This window comes from Afipia sp. P52-10 (assembly GCF_000516555.1).
Classification (GTDB): domain Bacteria; phylum Pseudomonadota; class Alphaproteobacteria; order Rhizobiales; family Xanthobacteraceae; genus P52-10.
In genome coordinates this window covers 84096-102942 of record NZ_AZSJ01000004.1, presented here as the reverse complement: position 1 = coordinate 102942, position 18847 = coordinate 84096, and the positions used below count along the sequence as shown (strand labels likewise).

Genomic DNA, 18847 nt, shown 5'->3' with positions numbered 1-18847 from the left:
ATTTCAATAGGATTTCGGCATGCCGAGAACCTTCTCGGCAATGAAGCTCAGGATCAGTTGCGGGCTGATCGGTGCGATGCGCGGGATCAGGCTTTCACGGAAGTATCGCTCGACGTGATATTCGCGGGCGTAACCGAAGCCGCCATGGGTCATGACCGCCTGCTCGCAAGCACGGAAACCGGCTTCCGCCGCCAGATACTTCGCCGCATTAGCCGCTGCACCACACGACATGTTCTTGTCGTACTGCCAGGCGGCTGACATGCACATCAGCCACGCCGCCTCCAGCTCCATCCAGTTCTTCGCCAGCGGATGCTGAATGCCCTGGTTCTTGCCGATCTGCCGATTGAAGACGATGCGATTCTTCGCATAGTCACTGGCGCGGTTGAGCGCAACCATACCGAGCCCGACCGCTTCCGAGGCGATCAGGATGCGCTCCGGGTTCATGCCGTGCAGGATGTATTCGAAGCCGCGACCTTCCTCGCCGATGCGATCTTCGACCGGGATGTCGAAATTTTCGAAGAACAGCTCGTTTGAATCCACAGCCTTGCGGCCCATCTTCTCGATTTCGCGAGTGTGGACGCGCTTGCGATCGAAGTCGGTGTAGAACAGGCTGAGGCCGTTGGTCGGATTTTTGATCTCTTCGAGCGGCGTGGTGCGGGCAAGCAGCAGCATCTTGTCGGCGACCTGCGCGGTCGAGATCCACACCTTCTGGCCATTGACGACGTAGCGGTCGCCCTTGCGTTCGGCACGCAGCTTGAGTTGGGTAGTATTGAGGCCAGTGTTCGGCTCCGTCACCGCGAAGCAGGCCTTCTGCTTGCCTTCCACCATCGGCGGCAGCATACGCTTGCGTTGTTCGTCGGTGCCGAACACGACGACCGGATTGAGCCCAAAGATGTTCATGTGAATTGCCGAGGCGCCGGACATGCCGGCGCCGGATTCGGCGATCGTGCGCATGATAATCGCAGCTTCGGTGATGCCGAGACCGGAGCCGCCATAGGCTTCGGGAATGCAGATGCCGAGCCAGCCGCCGTCGGCCATCGCCTTGTGCAGCTCGTGCGGGAAACCGCCTTCCTTGTCTTTCTTCAGCCAGTAAGCGTCGTCGAAGTCGCGGCAGAGCTGGGCGATCGCATCGCGAATGGTTTCCTGGTTTTCGGTGAGGGCAAAGTCCATCGTCAGCTCCGCGCAGCGCGTTTCGGTTCGGTCGGCTCGTCTCTGACGACGATCTGCGCAATCTCGTCGTCGCTGAAGCCGGCTTCCTTTAGGATGTCCCGGGCGTGCTGATTCCGCTGCGGCGCCAGCCGCTGCGGGACGGCCGGAGTATCCGACCAGGTGACCGGGATGCGCATTGAGCGGATCTTGCCCTCGCTCGGATGCTCGACCACGGGGAAGAACTTGGTCGCCACCAGATGCGGATCGTCCAGAATGCTGGTGAGCGTATGCACCGGCATCACCGGGATGTCGGCCTTGACCAGCAGGTCAAGCCATTCGGCGGTGGTGCGGGTCTCGAAGATACGACCGAGTTCGCCGTAGACCGTGTCGATATGGGCGAGGCGCCCGTTGAAGGTCGCGAACATCGGGTTGTTGCGCAGATCATCGCGACCGGTGGCGTCGAAGAAGCTCTTCCACTGCTTGTCGTTGTAGACGATGACGCTGATGTAGCCGTCGCTGGTCTTGTAGGGGCGGCGGTCCTTGGCGAGGTGGCGCGGGTAGCCGCCTTTGTCGAGCGGCGGCTCGTAGGTGAGGCCGCCGAGATGATCGCCAAGCACGAAGCCGGCCATGGTCTCGAACATCGGCACGTCAACGCGCTGGCCTTTGCCGGTGCGGTCGCGGTGGATGACGCTGGCGAGGATCGCGCCTACCGCCATTAGCCCGACGACCCGGTCGGCCAGCGCAGTCGGCACGTAGCGCGGCGTGCCGTCGCCAGCCATCGCGATCAGATGCGACAGGCCGGAGGAGCCCTGCAGCAGGTCGTCATAAGCGGGCTTGGCCGCGTAAGGGCCGTCCTGCCCGAAGCCGAACAGGCCGGCATAGACGATGCGGGGATTGATCTTCGAAACCGTGTCGTAGTCGAGCTTCAACCGCGCCATTGCCTGCGGCCGCACATTGTAAACCAATACGTCGGCGGTCTCGATCAGCCGCAGCAGCGCGCTGCGGCCGGTCTCGCTCTTCAAGTCGAGAATGATCGAGCGCTTGCTGCGATTGCAGTTGAGGTACACCGGCCCCATGTCGGGGTTGCGGGCAGGGCCGATCTGGCGCGTGATGTCGCCTTCCGGCGATTCAACCTTGATGACGTCGGCGCCATAGTCGCCGAGCGTCTGCGTAGCATAAGGCCCCATCAAGACCGACGTCATGTCGATGATCTTGATGCCCTGCAACGGTCCCATTCCTCACCTTTTCTGATTGTCCGCTAAGAAAGCGTCTCTTGGTTAGATCGAAGCGCCTATAACGTCGTCATTCCGGAAGCCGCGTTGCGGCCCTCCGGAATCCGCACGTCCTGCGGTGAAGAATTCCAGACTCACTCGCGCCCCGGAATGACGGAAGCCAGCGAATTACTTCGCCGGCTCGAGGATCGAGACGTAGTTGGCGACCGCGGCGCCGCCCATGTTGAAGATGCCGCCGAGCTTGGCATCCTTGATCTGCAGGCCTTCCGGCGCTTCGCCGACGAGCTGCATCGCGGTCATCACATGCATGGAGACGCCAGTGGCCCCAATCGGATGGCCCTTGGCCTTGAGCCCGCCCGATGGATTGACTGGCAGCTTGCCGCCGATGTGTGTCCAGCCTTCCTTGATCGCGCGTGCGCCTTGGCCTTTCGGGGTCAGGCCCATGGCTTCGTACTCGATCAGCTCGGCGATGGTGAAGCAGTCGTGGGTCTCTACGAAGGAGAGGTCGGAGAGCGTCACGCCGGCCGCTTCCAGGGCGCGCTGCCAGGCAACGCTGCAACCCTCAAAGTTCAGGATGTCACGCTTGGACATCGGCAGGAAGTCCTGCGCATGGCCGGTCGCACGGATGTTGATCGCCTTCTTCATCGACTTGGCGGTTTCGTCACTGGTGATGACGAGGGCGGCCGCTCCGTCCGAGACCAGCGAGCAGTCGGTGCGCTTCAGCGGGCCGGCGACGAAGGGATTCTTGTCGCTCTCGGCGCGACAGAACTCGAAGCCGAAATCCTTCCGCATCTGTGCGTAGGGGTTCAAGACGCCGTTCTTGTGGTTCTTGGCAGCAATCAGGGCGAGGGCATCGGACTGGTCGCCGTAGCGCTGGAAATAGCCGTCGGCGATCTTGCCGAACACGCCGGCGAAACCTGCAGGCGTTTCGCTGTCTTCCGGCAGGTAGGAGGCGCGCAGCAGGTACTTGCCGATCTCTGGGCCGGGCGTGCGGGTCATCTGCTCGACGCCGACAACAAGCACCGTGCGCGCCGTGCCGGCCTTGATGCTCTTGATCGCCTGATGCACCGCCGCCGAGCCGGTCGCACAGGCGTTTTCGACGCGGGTCGCGGGCTTGAAGCGCAGGGCAGGGTCTGCCTGCAGCACCAGCGAGGCGGTGAAGTCCTGCGGCGAGAAGCCGGCATTGAAATGGCCGAGCACGATCTCGTCGATGTCGGCCGGGCCGACGCCAGCGTCGGCCATCGCGTCGGTAGCGGCCCGAACCACCAAGCTTTCAACGGTTTCGTTATCGAACTTTCCGAACGGGGTGTGGGCCCATCCGACAATGCTGGCGCTCATGAGACGTCTCCGGCTGACGGGGTTGGTCGGGCTGAACGAGCCGAAAGGAACCAGCCTTTCGGAGGCCAGCCCGAGAAGGGAGTCGCCCCAAATCTAATGAGTTGCACTCACCTTGCCAATGCGGTTCGGGCAGGTCGGACCCGTGTTTGCGGAACGGTTGGCAGACGCATATGCGAATGCCCTCCCGCTTGCGGGAGGGCGGTGTCCGAGCTAGCCGCGGACGCGGAAATTGACCCCGCCGAGGTGGAATGTATCCCGCTCCACGCGATAGCCGCAGCTCACCGCCCGCGACAGCGTTGCGGCCACATCCGTCACCTCCACCGCCAGTGCGCCGAGGCATTCATTCTCACCTTTGACGAAACGGATGGTGCCGTCCTCGAATGTGAGTTGCGGATTGCCGTCCTTATCCTTCACCAGCGGCGTTTCGATGATCTTCGACCAATGCGCGGCGAGATCGTTCGGATTCGGGCTTTCGATCTCGATGCCGAGCATGCGTTTGGTCTGGCCGGTGCTGATGAATGATTTCCAGTTCTCGCCGGCGGGTGTCCACGTTCCGCTGCGCTCGTCGCCGCCGACGGAGTGGCCGAACTCGATGAAGGCTGCGCGGCAGTCGCGCGGGTGCAGTTGCACGTTCTGATAGGCGTCGCGGTCGATTACATGGGCGACACGGACCCCGATCGTCTCCGCATGTTTTTGCCGGCGCCGTACGTCGTTCGCTTGAAAGATCGCCATGTAGCCGCCATGTCCCTTGGTGCGCTCGATGAAGCGGCCACCTGCAGTATTCGGCTCGGTCGGCGAGACGATCTCGAGGAAACCGTCGCCGATCACGAACAATGCGTTCTGCAATCCATACTTGGCGACGTTCGGATCACGATAGCAGACTTTGATGTCGAAGATTTCCTGCAGGTCGTCCACCAGACGGTCGAGTTTAGGGGCGGCGAGGCAGATTTGACGCAGGCGCAGGTAGTCGGCCATGACGGCTCCTTGTTGGTGCGTTTCCAAGTGTCTGTGGCAAAATCTGATTTGAAAACCGTCCCCGTTATCGGGATGCCCATTATTGCTTGCAACGGCTTAAAACGTATCAGACGAAGACGGACGTGTCGAAGGGCGTGAAGCTATTTGACATTCTGCGCGGTGCTTTGAAATACACCGTCATGCCCGCGGCACGCCACACTCTCAACTTCTGTCAAGGACAATGGCAAAGACGGTGCAACAGACAACCGCGGTGATCGGCGCCGGCCCAGCCGGATTGATGGCGGCGGATGTGCTCGCGCGCGCAGGCATAGCCGTCACCGTCTACGAGCGGATGCCGTCGGTGGCGCGCAAGTTTCTGCTGGCGGGGCGCGGCGGGCTGAACCTGACGCACAGTGAGCCGTTCGAGACCTTCACGACCCGCTACGGCGCGCGCAGCGACGTCCTGCATCCGGCCTTGGCAAGGTTCCCACCACAGGCGTTGCGCAACTGGGCCGATGGGTTGGGCGCAGAGACCTTTGTCGGCTCCTCCGGCCGCGTGTTTCCGAAGGCGATGAAGGCCTCGCCGCTGCTGCGCGCGTGGTTGCATCGCCTCGGCGCTGCGGGCGTGAGCTTGAAACTGAAGCATCGCTGGCGAGGTTGGCGTAGCCAGCGCGACGATGGGGTGGCGCCGCTCATATTCGAGACGCCCGAGGGGGAGATAGCCGTGCAGCACGATGCCACCGTGCTTGCGCTCGGCGGTGCGAGCTGGCCACAGCTTGGTTCCGATGGCGAGTGGACGGATTGGCTCACTGGTGCGCGGATCGTGCCATTTGCACCGTCCAACAGCGGTTTTTTGGTGGACTGGTCGGAGCAATTCCGGTCGCGCTTCGCGGGCCAGCCGGTGAAGTCGATTGCGCTGACATTCGGCGGTCGCAGCGTGCGCGGCGAGGCAATGATCGATGCCAATGGCCTCGAGGGCGGGGCGATCTACGCACTGTCCTCCGTATTGCGTGAGGCCGTGGCCGACAGAGGCGAGGCAACGGTGCATGTCGCATTGCGCCCCGGACTCGACATCAGTGATATCGAGAAACGGCTGGCGAAACCGCGTGGGAAGCAATCGCTCTCGACGTACTTGCGCAAAGCGCTGAACCTCTCGCCGGTCGCGATCGGCTTGTTACAGGAAGCGGCTGCGGGATCAGGCTCTGCGTTGGCGGCGCTCACGCCGCGTGAATTGGCGGTGCTGATCAACCAAGTGCCGGTTCGGCTGCTTGGCATTGCGCCGATTGGTCGTGCGATCTCGTCGGCCGGCGGAGTCAGCTTCACGTCGCTCGATAATGCCTTCATGCTGAAGCAGCGGCGGGGTGTGTTTCTGGCGGGCGAAATGCTTGATTGGGAGGCGCCGACCGGAGGCTATCTGTTGCAAGCGTGCTTCGCCACTGGCGTTGCCGCCGGCGAGGGCGCACTGGCATGGCTGCGCCAGCGCGATCGCCGTTGACAGTTAGCCTGTCTCGACCGGTAGCGACGGATCCTGCGCCCACTCGCTCATCGAAGCGTCGTAGAGGGTCAGCTTGTCGTAGCCGAGCTGATGCAGCACGAACAGGTCAAGGCTGGCGGCGATGCCGCCGCCGCAATACGCGATTACGGATTTGTCCCGGGTCACACCCTGAGCGTTGAACTTGGCTTCGGCGTCGGCAAGGGGCACGAAGGCCTTCGTCGCCGGGTCGGCGAGTGTCGCCGCTGGCACATTGACGCTGCCGGGAATCCGGCCAGGGCGGCCATAGCGGCTCGGCTCCACGCCCTTGTGGAACGTCGGAGATAGCGCATTGATGGTGACGCTATTTGGCTTGCCGATGGCATCCTGCACCTTCGTTCTGTCGACGAAGATTCCTACGCGCGGTCTGGGCGTGAGGGTTGCCGGTGGATGGCCCTTCGGCGGCCCGCTCTCGGTCGGCCGTCCTTCGGCGGTCCACTTGTCGAAGCCGCCATCCAGCACGGCCGCGTTGTCGAAACCGAGCGCGCGCAGCATCCACCAGAACCGGGTGGCCCACATCATCGAGCCGATGCTGTAGAGCACGACGCGGCTCTCCGCGCCGACGCCATGGCGGCCGAAGGCGGCGGCGAGGACGTCCGCCGACGGCATCATGAAGCGTAGCTTGGTGTCGGTCGCGGAGAATTCGCCCTGCAGATCGAGGAAATCGGCGCCGGGAATATGCGCGGCCTCGAACGTCTTGCGGCCGGGCACGGCGATATACGGATTATTCACGCCGGGCGGGGCCGGTTCGAGATAGGTGGTGCAGTCGAAAATGCGCAGGGCGGGATCACTGATGGCCGCTGCGAGCTGTTCGGTCGTGATCAGGGCGTTCGGATCGCGCATGTCGGCCTCCTTGAGGAGAAAGCATTGTGGCTTGAGAGGAGCCTATGCGCAATCGGTCAAGCTGCCTCAGCTTCGCTCGATCTCTTCCCGCAGCATCTCCAGTTCCAGCCAGCGCTCCTCCGCTTCGCTCAGCTTGGTTTGTGCGGCGACCAGTGCGGCCGACACCGTATCGAAGCGCTTACGATCCTTGGCGTAAAGCTGGGGATCATCAAGCAGCTTCTGGTGTGCGGCGATCTCTGCATGCAATGCCTCGATGATCGCTGGAAGCGTCTCCAGTGCATGCTTATCCTTGAACGACAGCTTCTGCGTGCGTGCCGGCGATGCGGCTGCCGCTGGCTTGTCCTCGCTCTTCCCCTTCGCTGCAGACGCCTTTGGTGCCGCGCGCACCACGTCGGCGCCGCGCTGGGTCAACATATCGCTGTAGCCGCCGGCGTACTCGACCCACCTGCCGTGGCCTTCCGGCACGATCACCGCGTTCACCACCCGGTCGAGGAAGTCGCGATCATGGCTGATCAGGATCACCGTGCCCTGATAATCGCCGAGCATCTCCTCCAGTACATCGAGGGTTTCGAGATCGAGGTCGTTGGTCGGTTCGTCGAGCACCAGTACGTTGGACGGCTTCGCCAACGCACGCGCCAGCATCAGCCGGCCGCGCTCGCCGCCCGACAGCACGCGGAGAGGTGTACGCATTTGCTCTTTCGCAAACAGGAAGTCTTGCATGTAGCTCACCACATGCTTCGGTTTGTCGCCGATCATCACTGTATCGCCGCGGCCGCCGGTCAACGCTTCGGCGAGCGTCGATTCCGGATCGAGACTTTCGCGATGCTGGTCGAGCGTCACCATCTCGAGATTGACGCCGAGGCGCAGCGCGCCTGAATCCGGGGGCAGCGCGCCGGTGAGCAGACTAACCAGCGTGGTCTTGCCGGACCCGTTGGGGCCGACGATGCCGATACGATCGCCACGTTGGATGCGGGTGGAGAAGTCGGTGACGATCGGGCGACCGTCGAAGGCGATGCTCAGATTCCTGGCTTCCAGCACCATCGCGCCGGACTTATCAGCCGCTGCAGCCTCGAGGCTCGCCTTGCCTGCGACGCCCTTATAGGTGCGCCGTGCCTCGCGCAGCGCCTGCAGGTTGGCGAGCCGCTTGACATTGCGCTTGCGCCGTCCGGAGACGCCGTAGCGCAGCCAGTGCTCCTCCATGACGATCTTGCGGTCGAGTTTATGCTGGTTGCGTTCCTCCTCCGCCAGCAGTTCGTCGCGCCACGCTTCGAAGCCGGCGAATCCCCGCTCGATCCGTCGCGTCTCGCCACGATCGAGCCAGACCGTGCTGCGCGAGAGATTCGAGAGAAAGCGGCGATCGTGGCTGATGATGACCAGCGCCGAGTTGCGACTGTCGAGCTCGCGTTCCAGCCATTCGATGGTGGGCAGGTCGAGGTGATTGGTCGGCTCGTCCAGCAGCAGGATATCGGGTGAGGGCGCGAGCACATGGGCCAGCGCCGCGCGGCGCGCTTCACCGCCGGACAGATGTGCTGGGTCTTCGTCGCCGCTAAGACCGAGCTGCTCGAGCAGGTAGCGCGCTGCGTAGTGATCGTCGGTCGGGCCAAGGCCGGCCTCGACATAGGCGAGCGCCGTCTTGGCATCGCCAAAGTCAGGCTCTTGCGCCAGGTAGCGGACGGTCGCGCCGGGTTCGATGAAGCGGGTGCCGCGATCGGCCTCGACGGCACCGGCGGCGATCTTCAGCAGCGTTGATTTGCCGGAGCCGTTGCGGCCGACAAGGCAGACACGCTCGCCCGGTGCTACGGTGAGCTCGGCCGACGTCAGCAATGGCGTGCCGCCGAAGGTCAGCGCGATCTCTTTCAGCTGGATGAGAGGAGGAGCCATCGCCGTCTTTATGAGGTTTGGTGAGCGCGCTGCAGACGCCGGATTGCCGTGTCGAGCGCGGAGAGAAAGGCTGAGCGGTCAGACGGCTTGAACGGGGCCGGACCGCCGGTGATGTCGCCGCTCGATCTTAGATCGTGCATCAGGTTGCGTATCGCAAGGGTCATGCCGATCGATTGCTCGGTGAACGGCTTGCCGTTCGGTGCCATGACGGCGGCGCCTGCCTTCACGCAGCGGCTGGCGAGCGGGATATCGGCGGTGATGACGATGCTGCGTGGGTCGGCTCGTTCAGCGATCCAGTCGTCCGCGGCGTCCATGCCGGGGCCGGCTGCGATCCGTTCAATCATCGGGTCTTGCGGCACGCGAATGAATCCGCCTGCGACAATAGTCACGGGCAGCTTATGGCGGGCGGCAACCTTGTAGATCTCCTCCTTCACCGGACAGGCGTCGGCATCGACCAGGATGCGGATGGAACTCGTAGATTGGGTCATTGGCTTGATTGAGTCCGCATGACATGGCCCGAAATCGGTTCCATCTTTCGGTGTCATGCTTTCCCGCCGCGATACACCATTTCGGTAGCTGCGGGCAAACCAATGTGGTGCGCGGGGACGGTGCCAGACATGCGATTGCCGTTCCGGGGCGCGCCAATCTGGCGCGGACTCGGAATCTATGCGCCCTGCGTCTGTGATTTATCTTGCGCCCGGATGACGCCGTGTTTGAGGACTACTTCCCTTTGAACACCGGTTTGCGCTTGGCCATGAACGCGGTGCGCCCCTCCTTGAAGTCCTCAGAGTCCATGCACTTGGTACCGATGTCAGCGATGGCCTTCATGTCGCGCTTGTCCGGATCCTTCAGGATCTCGGCAATGGTGATTTTCGCCGCCTGGATTGCCAGCGGTGCATTTTCGGCAATTTGCTTGGCGATATCCATCGTCGATTCCCACAGCACATCCGCGGGATGCAAACGATCGATCAGACCGATCCGCACCGCTTCCGTCGCGTCGATGCGCATGCCGGTGTACATGATCAGCCGTGCCCAGGAGGGCCCGACCAGCGACACGAGGTGGTTCAGGCCTTCGTAGCCATAAGCGATGCCGAGCTTGGCCGCCGGCACGCCGAATTGGCTGCCTTCGCCTGCGAAGCGCATATCGGCGCACATGGCAAGCGCCAGGCCGCCGCCCATGCAGAAGCCCTGGATGCAGGCGATGGTCGGCTTCGGATAGCTGACGAGCAGTTCGCGCGGTCGTCCGCTGCGCTTGGCGTATTCTTCGGATGCCGCAGCATTGTTGCGGTTCTTCTCGAACTGGCTGATGTCTGCGCCGGATACGAATGCCTTGCCGCCCGCGCCCACCAGCACCACGACACGCACGTTAGGGTCGTCGCGCATCTCGATCAGCGCGTCGGCGGCGCCCTCCCACATCTCCAGCGACATGGCGTTGCGCTTCTCGGGCGCGTTGAATGTCAATATGCCCACGCCGTTCGACACGCTCTGCAGGATCTTGCCGTCCGCATATTGCTTGGCGGACTGATTGGCGGCGACGTTCATAGGGCGGTCCTTCCGAGTTTGCGTGTTCTTGCGATTGTTCCGCTGTGCGGCTCTGGTTTCGGCTCACTTTAGCCGGAAACGTCGCGCTTGGCGACTGCCGAGACGTGCGCCGGGACAGGCTGACCCCGTGCGGATGAGCCCGACTAGCCAGCCGTCAGGCTATTCATCTTCACCGGCGCAGATGGCGCCGCCGCCTCTCCGCGAGGCGAGACATCATGCACATCAGTCGTTCGGAGCGCGACATTGACCGTTACATCCGCGGACCTACAATGACGACAATCAAGAAACGCCCCGGAGAGAACCCAGTGAGCAATGGGCCGACGCGATCATGAGTGCCGCTGCGCTCGCCGCCTTCCGGGTGCTGGATCTGAGCGAAAGCATCGCGGGCCAGTATTGCTGCCGTCTGTTCGCAGACTTCGGCGCCGATGTAACCTTGGTAGAATCTCCTGAAGGATCGGACATCAGGCGGGTCGCTCCCTTTCATCCTACCGACGGAGATTCGCTGCTGTTCTTCCATCTCAATCTTGGCAAGCGATCGGTCACGGTCGACCGTGCGAGCGAGGCGGGGCAAGCCGAACTTTTGGCTCTGATGCGGCAGGCCGATCTCGCGGTGGTCGGACTTGATGCGGATCGTGAGGCGTTGCAACGCGCCAATCCGCACGCCGTTGTCGCGCTGGTATCCGATTTCGGCGCCGACGGTCCTTACCGGCATTGGCATAGCTGCGAGATGATCGTGCAGGCTCTGTCCGGCATGATGCACGTCAACGGTGCCGGTGATCGCGAGCCCCTCTATGGTGCTGGGCACCGCGCCCATTATGCTGCCGGGGTCGGTGCGTATATCATGGCGCTCGCCGCGCTCTACGCACGACCGCGCATCGGTCGCGGACAGCAGGTGGCGCTCGATGTCGCCATGAACACGGCGGCCATGGCGCCGCCTGCCACGCTCGAATACGCCTACAGCGGCATGCAGGATCCGCGTGGCGAGCGGCGTTCGCCGTTCATGGTCGTGCAGTGCCGCGATGGCTGGGTCAGCACCTGGGTGCATCTGCATCTCTGGACTGGCTTCTGCCGGGCCCTTGAATTGCCTGCGCTCGAGCACGATCCGCGTTTCGCCCGCGGCAAGGAGCGGCAGGACAACTGGGCCGCATTGACCGAGATTGTGCAGAAGCGGGTTGCGGAATGGTCCGGCGACGATTGTCTCGCGCGGCTGCTGCGCGAACGGATTGCGGCGGCAAAGGCCTACACGCCGGTTCAACTCTGGTCCGGCACGCCACATTTGCAGCAACGTAATTATTGGGAGGCTGTACCGACGAAGTGGGGGGCTCGCCCCATTCTCGGGCCCGCGCATCGCTTCGGTGCCACGCCGCGACGCGTCCAAAGCGGCCCGCCGGAGCTTGGCGCGGATAACGGGCAGCCGTTTTCGTTGCTCCGCGATCGATCTGCCGCGGTGATTGATCCGCCGCACGAGGTGAAACCGGGGCATGGACCGCTTGCCGGCGTGCGGGTGCTGGAATTCACCACCGCATGGGCCGGGCCGATGGCCGGGCGGATTCTGGCTTTCCTCGGTGCCGAAGTGATCAAGGTGGAGTCCGCCTCCCGTCCCGATACCTGGCGTATGCACAACGCGGTCGTGCAGGCCAAGCGTTATCCGGACGGTGAGCCTGGCGCACGGCCCTATAACCGGGCGGCGTTGTTCAACTCGCAGAACCATAACAAGCTCGGGCTTACGCTCGACATCAAACACGCGAAGGGGCTGGCTGCGATGCAGAAGCTCGCGGCAGTGTCGGATGTCGTGATCTGCAACTTCACGGCCGGAACGCTCGATCGGATGGGCGCAGGTTATGGCACGCTGCGCAAGCTGCGGCCGGATATCATCGTCGTGGAAATGCCGGGCTTCGGCAATTCGGGCGAACTGTCGAAGGCAGCCGCAAACGGCGCGACCATGGAGATGGCTGCGGGCATGTGTGCAATGATTGGCTATCCGGACGGCGCGCCGACAACGACGGGGCAGGTCTATCCGGATCCGATGGGCGGTTATAACGGCGCCGCAGCCGTGCTGACCGCGCTGATGCACAGGCAGGCGACCGGCGAGGGGCAATGTATCGAGATGTCCCAGGTCGAAGCCTCGATGCAATTCATCGGCGAGGAGCTGCTCTATGCGATCGCAGCGAAGGAGGATCCGGTGCGTCACGGCAATCGTGTGCGCTGGGCCGCGCCGCACGATGCCTATCAAGCCGCCGGCGACGACGCGTGGGTTGCGATCGCGATCGCAACCGACGAGGAATGGCGTCGCTTCTGCGTCATCATGGGGAATGCCGCGCTTGCCGCCGACCGGCGATTTGCGACCTTCGAGGCGCGCTGGAAGCATCAGGATGTGCTCCGCCAGCCGATTACCGCGTGGACGCGCCAGCATGACAAGCATCTCATCGCAAATCGATTGCAGGCTGCGGGAATTCGCGGAGCGCCCGTCAACACGCCGAAAGACGTGATGGAAAGTCCCTATCTGGCAGCGCGAAAAGCATTCGTTCCGCTGAACCATCCAGAGGCGGGGCGTCATGCCTACATGACGCTGCCGTTCCGTTTTGATCTCACGCCGGGCGGACAGTATCGGGCCTCGCCATGCCTCGGTGCCGATACCCGGAAGATCCTGATCGATATTGCCGGGCTTTCGCCGCAAGAGGTTGATGAACTCGATCGGGAGGGTGTGACCTCCTCCATTCCAGCCTAACAAGGATCGACGATGAGCAGCTATCAGCACATCAAGTACGCGACGACACCCGCCGACTACAAGCACGTGAAATACGAGGTCGCCGATAAGATCGCGCGGATTACCCTCAATCGGCCGGAGCGGGTCAACGTGCAGAGCACGATTTTGCTGGAAGAGGTGGATCATGCGATCGACCTTGCCGGCAATGATAAGGACGTTCGGGTGATCGTCCTGTCCGGGGAGGGCAAGAGCTTTTCGGCCGGCCACGACCTTGGCACGCCTGAGGAGCAGGAGCACGTCAAGCAGTATCCGATCGAGGAGGGTACTCGCGGCATCTTCGAGCGCTCGTGGCGCCTCTATGTCGATACGCACTTGCGTTGGCGCAATGTGCAGAAGCCGATGATCTGTGCCGTGCACGGCTATTGCATCTTTGGCGGCTGGATGGTGGCGTCCACCGCTGACATCATTTTTGCGGCCGATGATGCACTGTTCCTCGGTTCGGCGTTCCAATACTTCTCGATTCCCTACGACATTCATCCGCGGAAGGCGAAGGAACTGCTGTTTCAGAGCCGCTTCATCGACGCGCAGCAGGCGAAGGAGCTCGGTCTCGTCAATCGCGTGATCCCGCGCGAGCGGCTGCTGGAGGAGACGCTCGCTTACGCTGCCGATGTTGCGCAGAACGATCCCTTCGACCTGCGCATGACCAAGCTTGCGATCAATCAGGCACAGGATGCGCAGGGTTTCACCGCACACATCCATGCGGCGCATTCGACCTACATTACGCGCCGCCTCGGCACGCTCGATCCGGGGTATGCGGTCGCCAACCCGCGGGATGCGGGCGTGAAGCGGATGCCGATGGTGCAGGTGGCGCTGGAGCGCTACAAGCGCGAGAAGGAAAAATCATCTGAAGGCGAAGGCTGAAGGCGAACCGGGCTTTCCTTGCGCGCGACTTGATGGTGAACTGCTTGTCTAACGGTTTGCCATGAGGTGCACGGATGCCCATCGTCAATCGCGTCGCTGATCTCCAGGCCGATATCGTCGCATGGCGGCGAGACATCCACGCCAATCCGGAGCTGCTTTACGAGGTCCACCGCACTGCGGGTCTCGTTGCCGAACAGCTCAAGGCGTTCGGTTGCGACGAAGTGGTGACCGGGATTGGCCGGACCGGCGTGGTCGGGATCATCAAGGGGCGGAAACCGGCCGCCGAGGGCCAGGAGGTGAAGACCCTGGGCCTGCGGGCCGATATGGACGCGCTACCGCTGGAGGAAATCACCGGGCTGCCATATCGCTCGCAGAATCCCGGCAAGATGCACGCGTGCGGTCATGACGGCCATACGGCGATGCTGCTTGGTGCGGCTCGCTATCTCGCCGAAACGCGTAACTTCGCGGGCTCGGTGGCTGTGATCTTCCAGCCGGCGGAGGAGGGCGGGGCCGGCGCTCAGGCCATGATCAGAGACGGATTGATGGATCGTTTTGCCATCGACCAGGTCTACGGCATGCACAACTCGCCCGGGCTTGCGGTCGGCAAGTTCGCGATCAAGCCAGGGCCGTATATGGCGTCGGGCGACCGGCTCAACATCACCATCGAGGGACGAGGCGGTCATGCTTCGCAGCCGAACAAGACCATCGATCCGGTGGTGGTCGGCGCGCAGCTCGTCATGGCGTTGCAGACGATCGTCTCGCGCAGCGTCGATCCGCTGGAGGCCGCCGTGATCTCGATCTGCCAGTTTCACGCTGGCAGCGCCAACAACATCATTCCGAACACGGCCAAACTTGGCGGCACCATTCGGACATTACGGCCGAAGGTGCGCGAACTGGTTGGCAAGCGGATCAAGGAGGTGGTGGATGGCGTCGCCGCCTTAACGGGAGCGACAATCCATCTCGACTATGCTCGGGGTTATCCGGTGCTGGTCAATCACGATGCGCAGACAGCAATCGCTGCGAAGGTGGCGGCGGATGTCGCTGGCGACAGTAATGTCAACGCCAACGCGGTGCCGATGCTCGGGGCCGAGGACTTCGCCTATATGTTGGAGGCCAAGCCCGGAGCGTTCATTTTCATCGGCAACGGCAACACAGCTGGGTTGCACAATCCAGCCTATGATTTCAATGACGAGGCGATCGTGTTCGGGACGTCGTACTGGATCAGGTTGGTGGAGACCCAGCTCGCGGCCTGACTGTCCGTCCGTTCGGGCGGACGATATCGCGCCACAGGTATAAAATAACAAGGCCCCCGGAGATTCCGGGGCCTTGTTATTTGGGACCGCCGTGCGGCTAGACGGCTGCAGGTGCTTTCGTTCGCCGCGACAGCAGGACGGCGACCAGGATCGTCGGCGCCAGGATGGCGATGCCAAGCGACGTTACCTGGATCTGCGAGAGCGGGTTGATGCCGCCACCTGGGGTCGCAACGATGAAGCCTCCGATCACCAACAAGATGCGGAGCGGCCATTCCAAGGCGCCGGTCTTGCGCAGGTCGCCGACGAAGGCCTGATAGCCCTGAATGCCGCCGCAGATGAACAGAGTACCGATGCCTGCAAGCGCCATCAGCCCGACTGCTTCGAGGTAATACCCCTGCAGCACCAGCGCCGGGTTCAGGACGAAGAAGAACGGGATGAAGTAGATGATGCTGCCGACCCACATCGATTCCCAGCCGGTACGCATCGCGGGTGAGCCCGCAATGCCGGCGGCTGCGAATGATGCGATGGCGACCGGGGGAGTGATCGACGACAGCATGCCCCAATAGAAGATGAACATGTGCACGGCCATCTTATTAAGGCCTGCCTTCTCCAGTGCTGGCGCGATCAGGATCGCCAGGAAGATGTAACAGGCGGTCGTGGTCAGGCCGAGGCCGAGGATCAGGCTGGTGATGGCGCACATGACCAGCAACAGGAATGCGTTGTCGCCGGCGATGCGCAAAAGGTCATTTGCGAGGCTGGAGACCACGCCGGTCATCGAGAACGCGCCGATCAAGAGGCCGCAGCCCGCAAGAATACCGATCAGCTCAACGAATGTGCGGCCGTTTACCTCGAAGAACTTGGCAATCGTCGCTCCCGTCCAACGCGTCTCCTTGGAGAATATCTGGTTCAGCACCAGCAGCAGTGCCGTTGCGTAGAACGGAGCATGGCTCTCGCGCTTGAAGTAGAGCAGCATCACGATCAACAGCGCGATGACGAAGACGTAATACCACCCCTCCTTGATGGTATCCCAGACACGCGGCAGCTCCGAACGCGGCAAGCCTTTCAGGTTATGCCGTGCGGCGTAGGAATCGACCTGCATGAACAGGCCGGCGTAATAGAGCGCTGCGGGGATGACGGCGGCGAGCGCGACCTCGGCATAGCTGACGTTCAGGAACTGAGCGATGATGAAGGCGGTTGCGCCCATCACCGGCGGTGCCAGCACTGCACCGGTCGAGGCGCAGGCTTCGATCGCTGCGGCATAGGAAGCGCGGAAGCCGGTTTTCTTCATGGTCGGGATCGTCATCGTGCCAGCGGTCAGCACGTTGGAGATGATCGAGCCGGACATCATGCCAAGCAGGCCGGAGGCAAAGATGCAGACCTTGGCGGCGCCGCCTCGGAAGGTTCCGCAGACCGCGAACGAGATGTTGATGAAGAACTTGCCAGCGCCCGTCATCATCAGCGCCGTGCCGAAGACGAGGAAGCCGATCACGGTATCGGCGAAGGCTTGCACCGGAATGCCGAGCAGGCTCTCGCCCGAGAGGACGTGATAGGAGGTTGCGAGATCGAGCGTCGACTGGGTGCCACGGAACGGTCCGAGCCAGCTCGCCTCGGCAAACAGCGGATAGACGGTAAACGGCAGTACGCTGAGCAGCAGACTCCAGCCGCCGGTGCGGCGCAGAGCCTCCATCAGCACGACCCACATCACGAGGCCGGCATAGATCACACCCTGCGGCGCTCCGCCGAACTCCCAGCCGTTCGCTGCGGCTGCCCGGATAAAGGTCATCAGGTAGATCGACGCGGCAAAGGTCACCGCAAACAAAACGAGATCATACCAGGGAATGCGATTGAGCGGCGCTGTCGTCGTTGCCGGGAAAATCAAAAACGTGAACGGCAGCATCAACGCGATCAACAGGTAGAAGTATTCGGTGTTGAGTTGCGTGTAGCCGATGAAGAAGCGCAGAGCGAACTGCTGGTTGATGCAAAGGATGATCGTCAACGCGGTGGCAACGATCAGCGCCCAGCGCCAGATGCCGCGCAGCGTGCGGACGCGCGTGACCTCGGCCTCGTTGAGGCCGGCGGCCTGTGCGTGCGGGTCGTCGAAAACGATCTTCTCGGGCGCCGCGCCGGAAGCGGCAGCCGCATGAGCGGCTGTCGCTTGCGCCGAGGGGCCGGTTGAGGACATGGATGTCATGATGATCCTAAAAGCTGGTCTGGGCCCTGGCAGTCCGATGCGGAACGCTTAATCGAAGCTGTCCGGCATATTGGCCTTCGCGAGTGCGGCCTTGCGGGCTTTCATCCAGCCTTCGTTGAATTTCTCTGGCTCCGAGGGCGGATTGGATTTCGTGTACTCGGTCCAGGCAGACTGGAGCGTTTCCTGACGCTTGTAGAGGTTGTTGTTGTGCGTCTCCTGATCGTCGGTCCAGGCGCCGGCTTCCTTGAGGGCCTTCACTGCGCCTTTATGGACGGGGACCGACCAATTCTTCGTCTGCAGCTTCACCGACATGCCGGTTGCTCCGGGAGCGCCATCCTTATAGGCATCGTAGCCGTCGATCATCGCCTTGGTCAGCATGTAGACGTCGTTTTCTGACTGGTTGGCGTAGACCGTGTAGATCGGATACGGGTAGTTGCTGAGCTGGATCGGCTTGTCCTTGGAGATGCCCGCACCGCAGGTCGCAACATGCGGATTGATGAATGGGGTGATCTTCTGCAACCGCGCCCAGCCGGCCTTGTCGTCATGCGGCGTTGGCGGCCAGACGATGCCGCGCGGCGATGTTTCCAGTTCCTTGGCGGGACCGGTGATGGTAGTGCCGTAGGCGGCATCGGCGTCATTGTTGACGACACCCTTCCACATCGCGCCATAGCTTGAGAACTCGACGACCTTGACGTCCTTGGCCGTCAGGCCCGCGAAGGCAAGCACGCCGAGGGTATTCTGATTGAGGGCCGGCGAGCCGACCACGAAGCCGACGCGCTTGCCTTTGAGATCGGCAATCGTTTTCACGCCGATGTCCCCGGCGACGCCAAGGCTGCCTGCGTTACAATCGACAGTGGTGAGTGTGGTCTGTACGGCTTGCGGCCCCCATTCCTTGGTGCCGAACTCGAACACGCCTTCTTGCGCGAAGTAGACGCCGGATCCCATGCCTGAAGCCGCAGCACGCCCGGTTCGCAGCGGCTGCAGCCGCGCCACGTCGTTGCCAGCAGGGAGGACGCGAACGTCGGTGCCGTACTTGTCCTTCATCATCTTGCCGATGGCGACAGTGATGTTGAAGCCGGCGGTACCGGTATCGTAAGCCGTCATGGTCAGTGTCGGCGGGAGCTTGACCTGTGCGACCGCGGCGGATGTCATCACCACGGTTCCGGCCAGCGCAATCGACACAATTCTGATGATCGGATTGATCATGTCGTCCCCTCCCGTTTCCCCTTGTGCGAATTTTTCGCAGCTTTTTTTGCCATGATGTCATTCGGTCATGACGATGGCAATCCAGCCATGCATTAACAA

General features: G+C 62.5%; 14 protein-coding genes. 4 read left to right on the top strand and 10 right to left on the bottom strand.

What is annotated here, in order from left to right:
• Positions 1-3 precede the first annotated feature (3 nt).
• The 4 genes from X566_RS15445 to X566_RS15430 all read right to left on the bottom strand — a co-directional run bounded on the left by X566_RS15445 (position 4) and on the right by X566_RS15430 (position 4694).
• Entirely contained in the window at positions 4-1170 is a 1167-nt protein-coding gene (locus tag X566_RS15445) for an acyl-CoA dehydrogenase family protein (protein ID WP_034469101.1), read from the bottom strand.
• Positions 1171-1172: 2 nt separating this feature from the next.
• Entirely contained in the window at positions 1173-2384 is a 1212-nt protein-coding gene (locus tag X566_RS15440) for a CaiB/BaiF CoA-transferase family protein (RefSeq protein WP_034469098.1), read from the bottom strand.
• 165 nt (positions 2385-2549) lie between these two features.
• Positions 2550-3719: an acetyl-CoA acetyltransferase gene (locus X566_RS15435; protein WP_034469095.1), complete on the bottom strand. Its 1170-nt coding sequence runs from the start codon at positions 3717-3719 to the stop codon at positions 2550-2552.
• A 210-nt stretch (positions 3720-3929) separates the two neighbouring features.
• Positions 3930-4694 carry a VOC family protein gene (locus tag X566_RS15430; protein WP_034469093.1) on the bottom strand — a complete coding sequence of 255 codons (765 nt, stop codon included), beginning with the start codon at positions 4692-4694 and terminating at the stop codon, positions 3930-3932.
• 220 nt (positions 4695-4914) lie between these two features.
• Between X566_RS15430 and X566_RS15425 the strand changes: the two genes are divergently transcribed.
• Entirely contained in the window at positions 4915-6168 is a 1254-nt protein-coding gene (locus X566_RS15425) for a TIGR03862 family flavoprotein (RefSeq protein WP_034469090.1), read from the top strand.
• Positions 6169-6171: 3 nt separating this feature from the next.
• Here X566_RS15425 and X566_RS15420 read toward each other — a convergent pair whose 3' ends face one another.
• From X566_RS15420 to X566_RS15405, 4 genes are all read right to left on the bottom strand, one after another.
• On the bottom strand, positions 6172-7047 hold the full coding sequence (locus X566_RS15420; protein WP_034469086.1) for a sulfurtransferase: 876 nt from the start codon (positions 7045-7047) through the stop codon (positions 6172-6174).
• A gap of 66 nt (positions 7048-7113) precedes the next feature.
• Positions 7114-8928 carry an ATP-binding cassette domain-containing protein gene (locus X566_RS15415; RefSeq protein WP_034469083.1) on the bottom strand — a complete coding sequence of 605 codons (1815 nt, stop codon included), beginning with the start codon at positions 8926-8928 and terminating at the stop codon, positions 7114-7116.
• A gap of 8 nt (positions 8929-8936) precedes the next feature.
• On the bottom strand, positions 8937-9416 hold the full coding sequence (locus X566_RS15410; protein ID WP_034469081.1) for a YaiI/YqxD family protein: 480 nt from the start codon (positions 9414-9416) through the stop codon (positions 8937-8939).
• A 232-nt stretch (positions 9417-9648) separates the two neighbouring features.
• Positions 9649-10470 (bottom strand): enoyl-CoA hydratase, encoded by an 822-nt coding sequence (locus X566_RS15405; protein WP_034469078.1) that lies wholly within the window; start codon positions 10468-10470, stop codon positions 9649-9651.
• 328 nt (positions 10471-10798) lie between these two features.
• Between X566_RS15405 and X566_RS15400 the strand changes: the two genes are divergently transcribed.
• The 3 genes from X566_RS15400 (at position 10799) to X566_RS15390 (ending at position 15351) form a co-directional block, all read left to right on the top strand.
• Positions 10799-13198: a CaiB/BaiF CoA-transferase family protein gene (locus X566_RS15400; protein ID WP_034469075.1), complete on the top strand. Its 2400-nt coding sequence runs from the start codon at positions 10799-10801 to the stop codon at positions 13196-13198.
• A 12-nt stretch (positions 13199-13210) separates the two neighbouring features.
• Positions 13211-14098 carry an enoyl-CoA hydratase-related protein gene (locus X566_RS15395; RefSeq protein WP_051444227.1) on the top strand — a complete coding sequence of 296 codons (888 nt, stop codon included), beginning with the start codon at positions 13211-13213 and terminating at the stop codon, positions 14096-14098.
• 74 nt (positions 14099-14172) lie between these two features.
• Entirely contained in the window at positions 14173-15351 is a 1179-nt protein-coding gene (locus X566_RS15390) for a M20 aminoacylase family protein (RefSeq protein ID WP_034469073.1), read from the top strand.
• Positions 15352-15448: 97 nt separating this feature from the next.
• Here X566_RS15390 and X566_RS15385 read toward each other — a convergent pair whose 3' ends face one another.
• Together X566_RS15385 and X566_RS15380 are read right to left on the bottom strand one after the other, a co-directional pair.
• On the bottom strand, positions 15449-17542 hold the full coding sequence (locus X566_RS15385; protein ID WP_081740257.1) for a TRAP transporter permease: 2094 nt from the start codon (positions 17540-17542) through the stop codon (positions 15449-15451).
• A 48-nt stretch (positions 17543-17590) separates the two neighbouring features.
• Complete coding sequence (locus tag X566_RS15380) at positions 17591-18748, bottom strand: TAXI family TRAP transporter solute-binding subunit (RefSeq protein WP_034469071.1); 1158 nt, start codon at positions 18746-18748, stop codon at positions 17591-17593.
• Positions 18749-18847 lie beyond the last annotated feature (99 nt).

Coding starts and splice junctions, on each gene's coding strand:
- X566_RS15445 (WP_034469101.1), bottom strand. CDS start 1,170: ATGGACTTTGCCCTCACCGAAAACCAGGAAACCATTCGCGATGCGATC.
- X566_RS15440 (WP_034469098.1), bottom strand. CDS start 2,384: ATGGGACCGTTGCAGGGCATCAAGATCATCGACATGACGTCGGTCTTG.
- X566_RS15435 (WP_034469095.1), bottom strand. CDS start 3,719: ATGAGCGCCAGCATTGTCGGATGGGCCCACACCCCGTTCGGAAAGTTC.
- X566_RS15430 (WP_034469093.1), bottom strand. CDS start 4,694: ATGGCCGACTACCTGCGCCTGCGTCAAATCTGCCTCGCCGCCCCTAAA.
- X566_RS15425 (WP_034469090.1), top strand. CDS start 4,915: ATGGCAAAGACGGTGCAACAGACAACCGCGGTGATCGGCGCCGGCCCA.
- X566_RS15420 (WP_034469086.1), bottom strand. CDS start 7,047: ATGCGCGATCCGAACGCCCTGATCACGACCGAACAGCTCGCAGCGGCC.
- X566_RS15415 (WP_034469083.1), bottom strand. CDS start 8,928: ATGGCTCCTCCTCTCATCCAGCTGAAAGAGATCGCGCTGACCTTCGGC.
- X566_RS15410 (WP_034469081.1), bottom strand. CDS start 9,416: ATGACCCAATCTACGAGTTCCATCCGCATCCTGGTCGATGCCGACGCC.
- X566_RS15405 (WP_034469078.1), bottom strand. CDS start 10,470: ATGAACGTCGCCGCCAATCAGTCCGCCAAGCAATATGCGGACGGCAAG.
- X566_RS15400 (WP_034469075.1), top strand. CDS start 10,799: ATGAGTGCCGCTGCGCTCGCCGCCTTCCGGGTGCTGGATCTGAGCGAA.
- X566_RS15395 (WP_051444227.1), top strand. CDS start 13,211: ATGAGCAGCTATCAGCACATCAAGTACGCGACGACACCCGCCGACTAC.
- X566_RS15390 (WP_034469073.1), top strand. CDS start 14,173: ATGCCCATCGTCAATCGCGTCGCTGATCTCCAGGCCGATATCGTCGCA.
- X566_RS15385 (WP_081740257.1), bottom strand. CDS start 17,542: ATGACATCCATGTCCTCAACCGGCCCCTCGGCGCAAGCGACAGCCGCT.
- X566_RS15380 (WP_034469071.1), bottom strand. CDS start 18,748: ATGATCAATCCGATCATCAGAATTGTGTCGATTGCGCTGGCCGGAACC.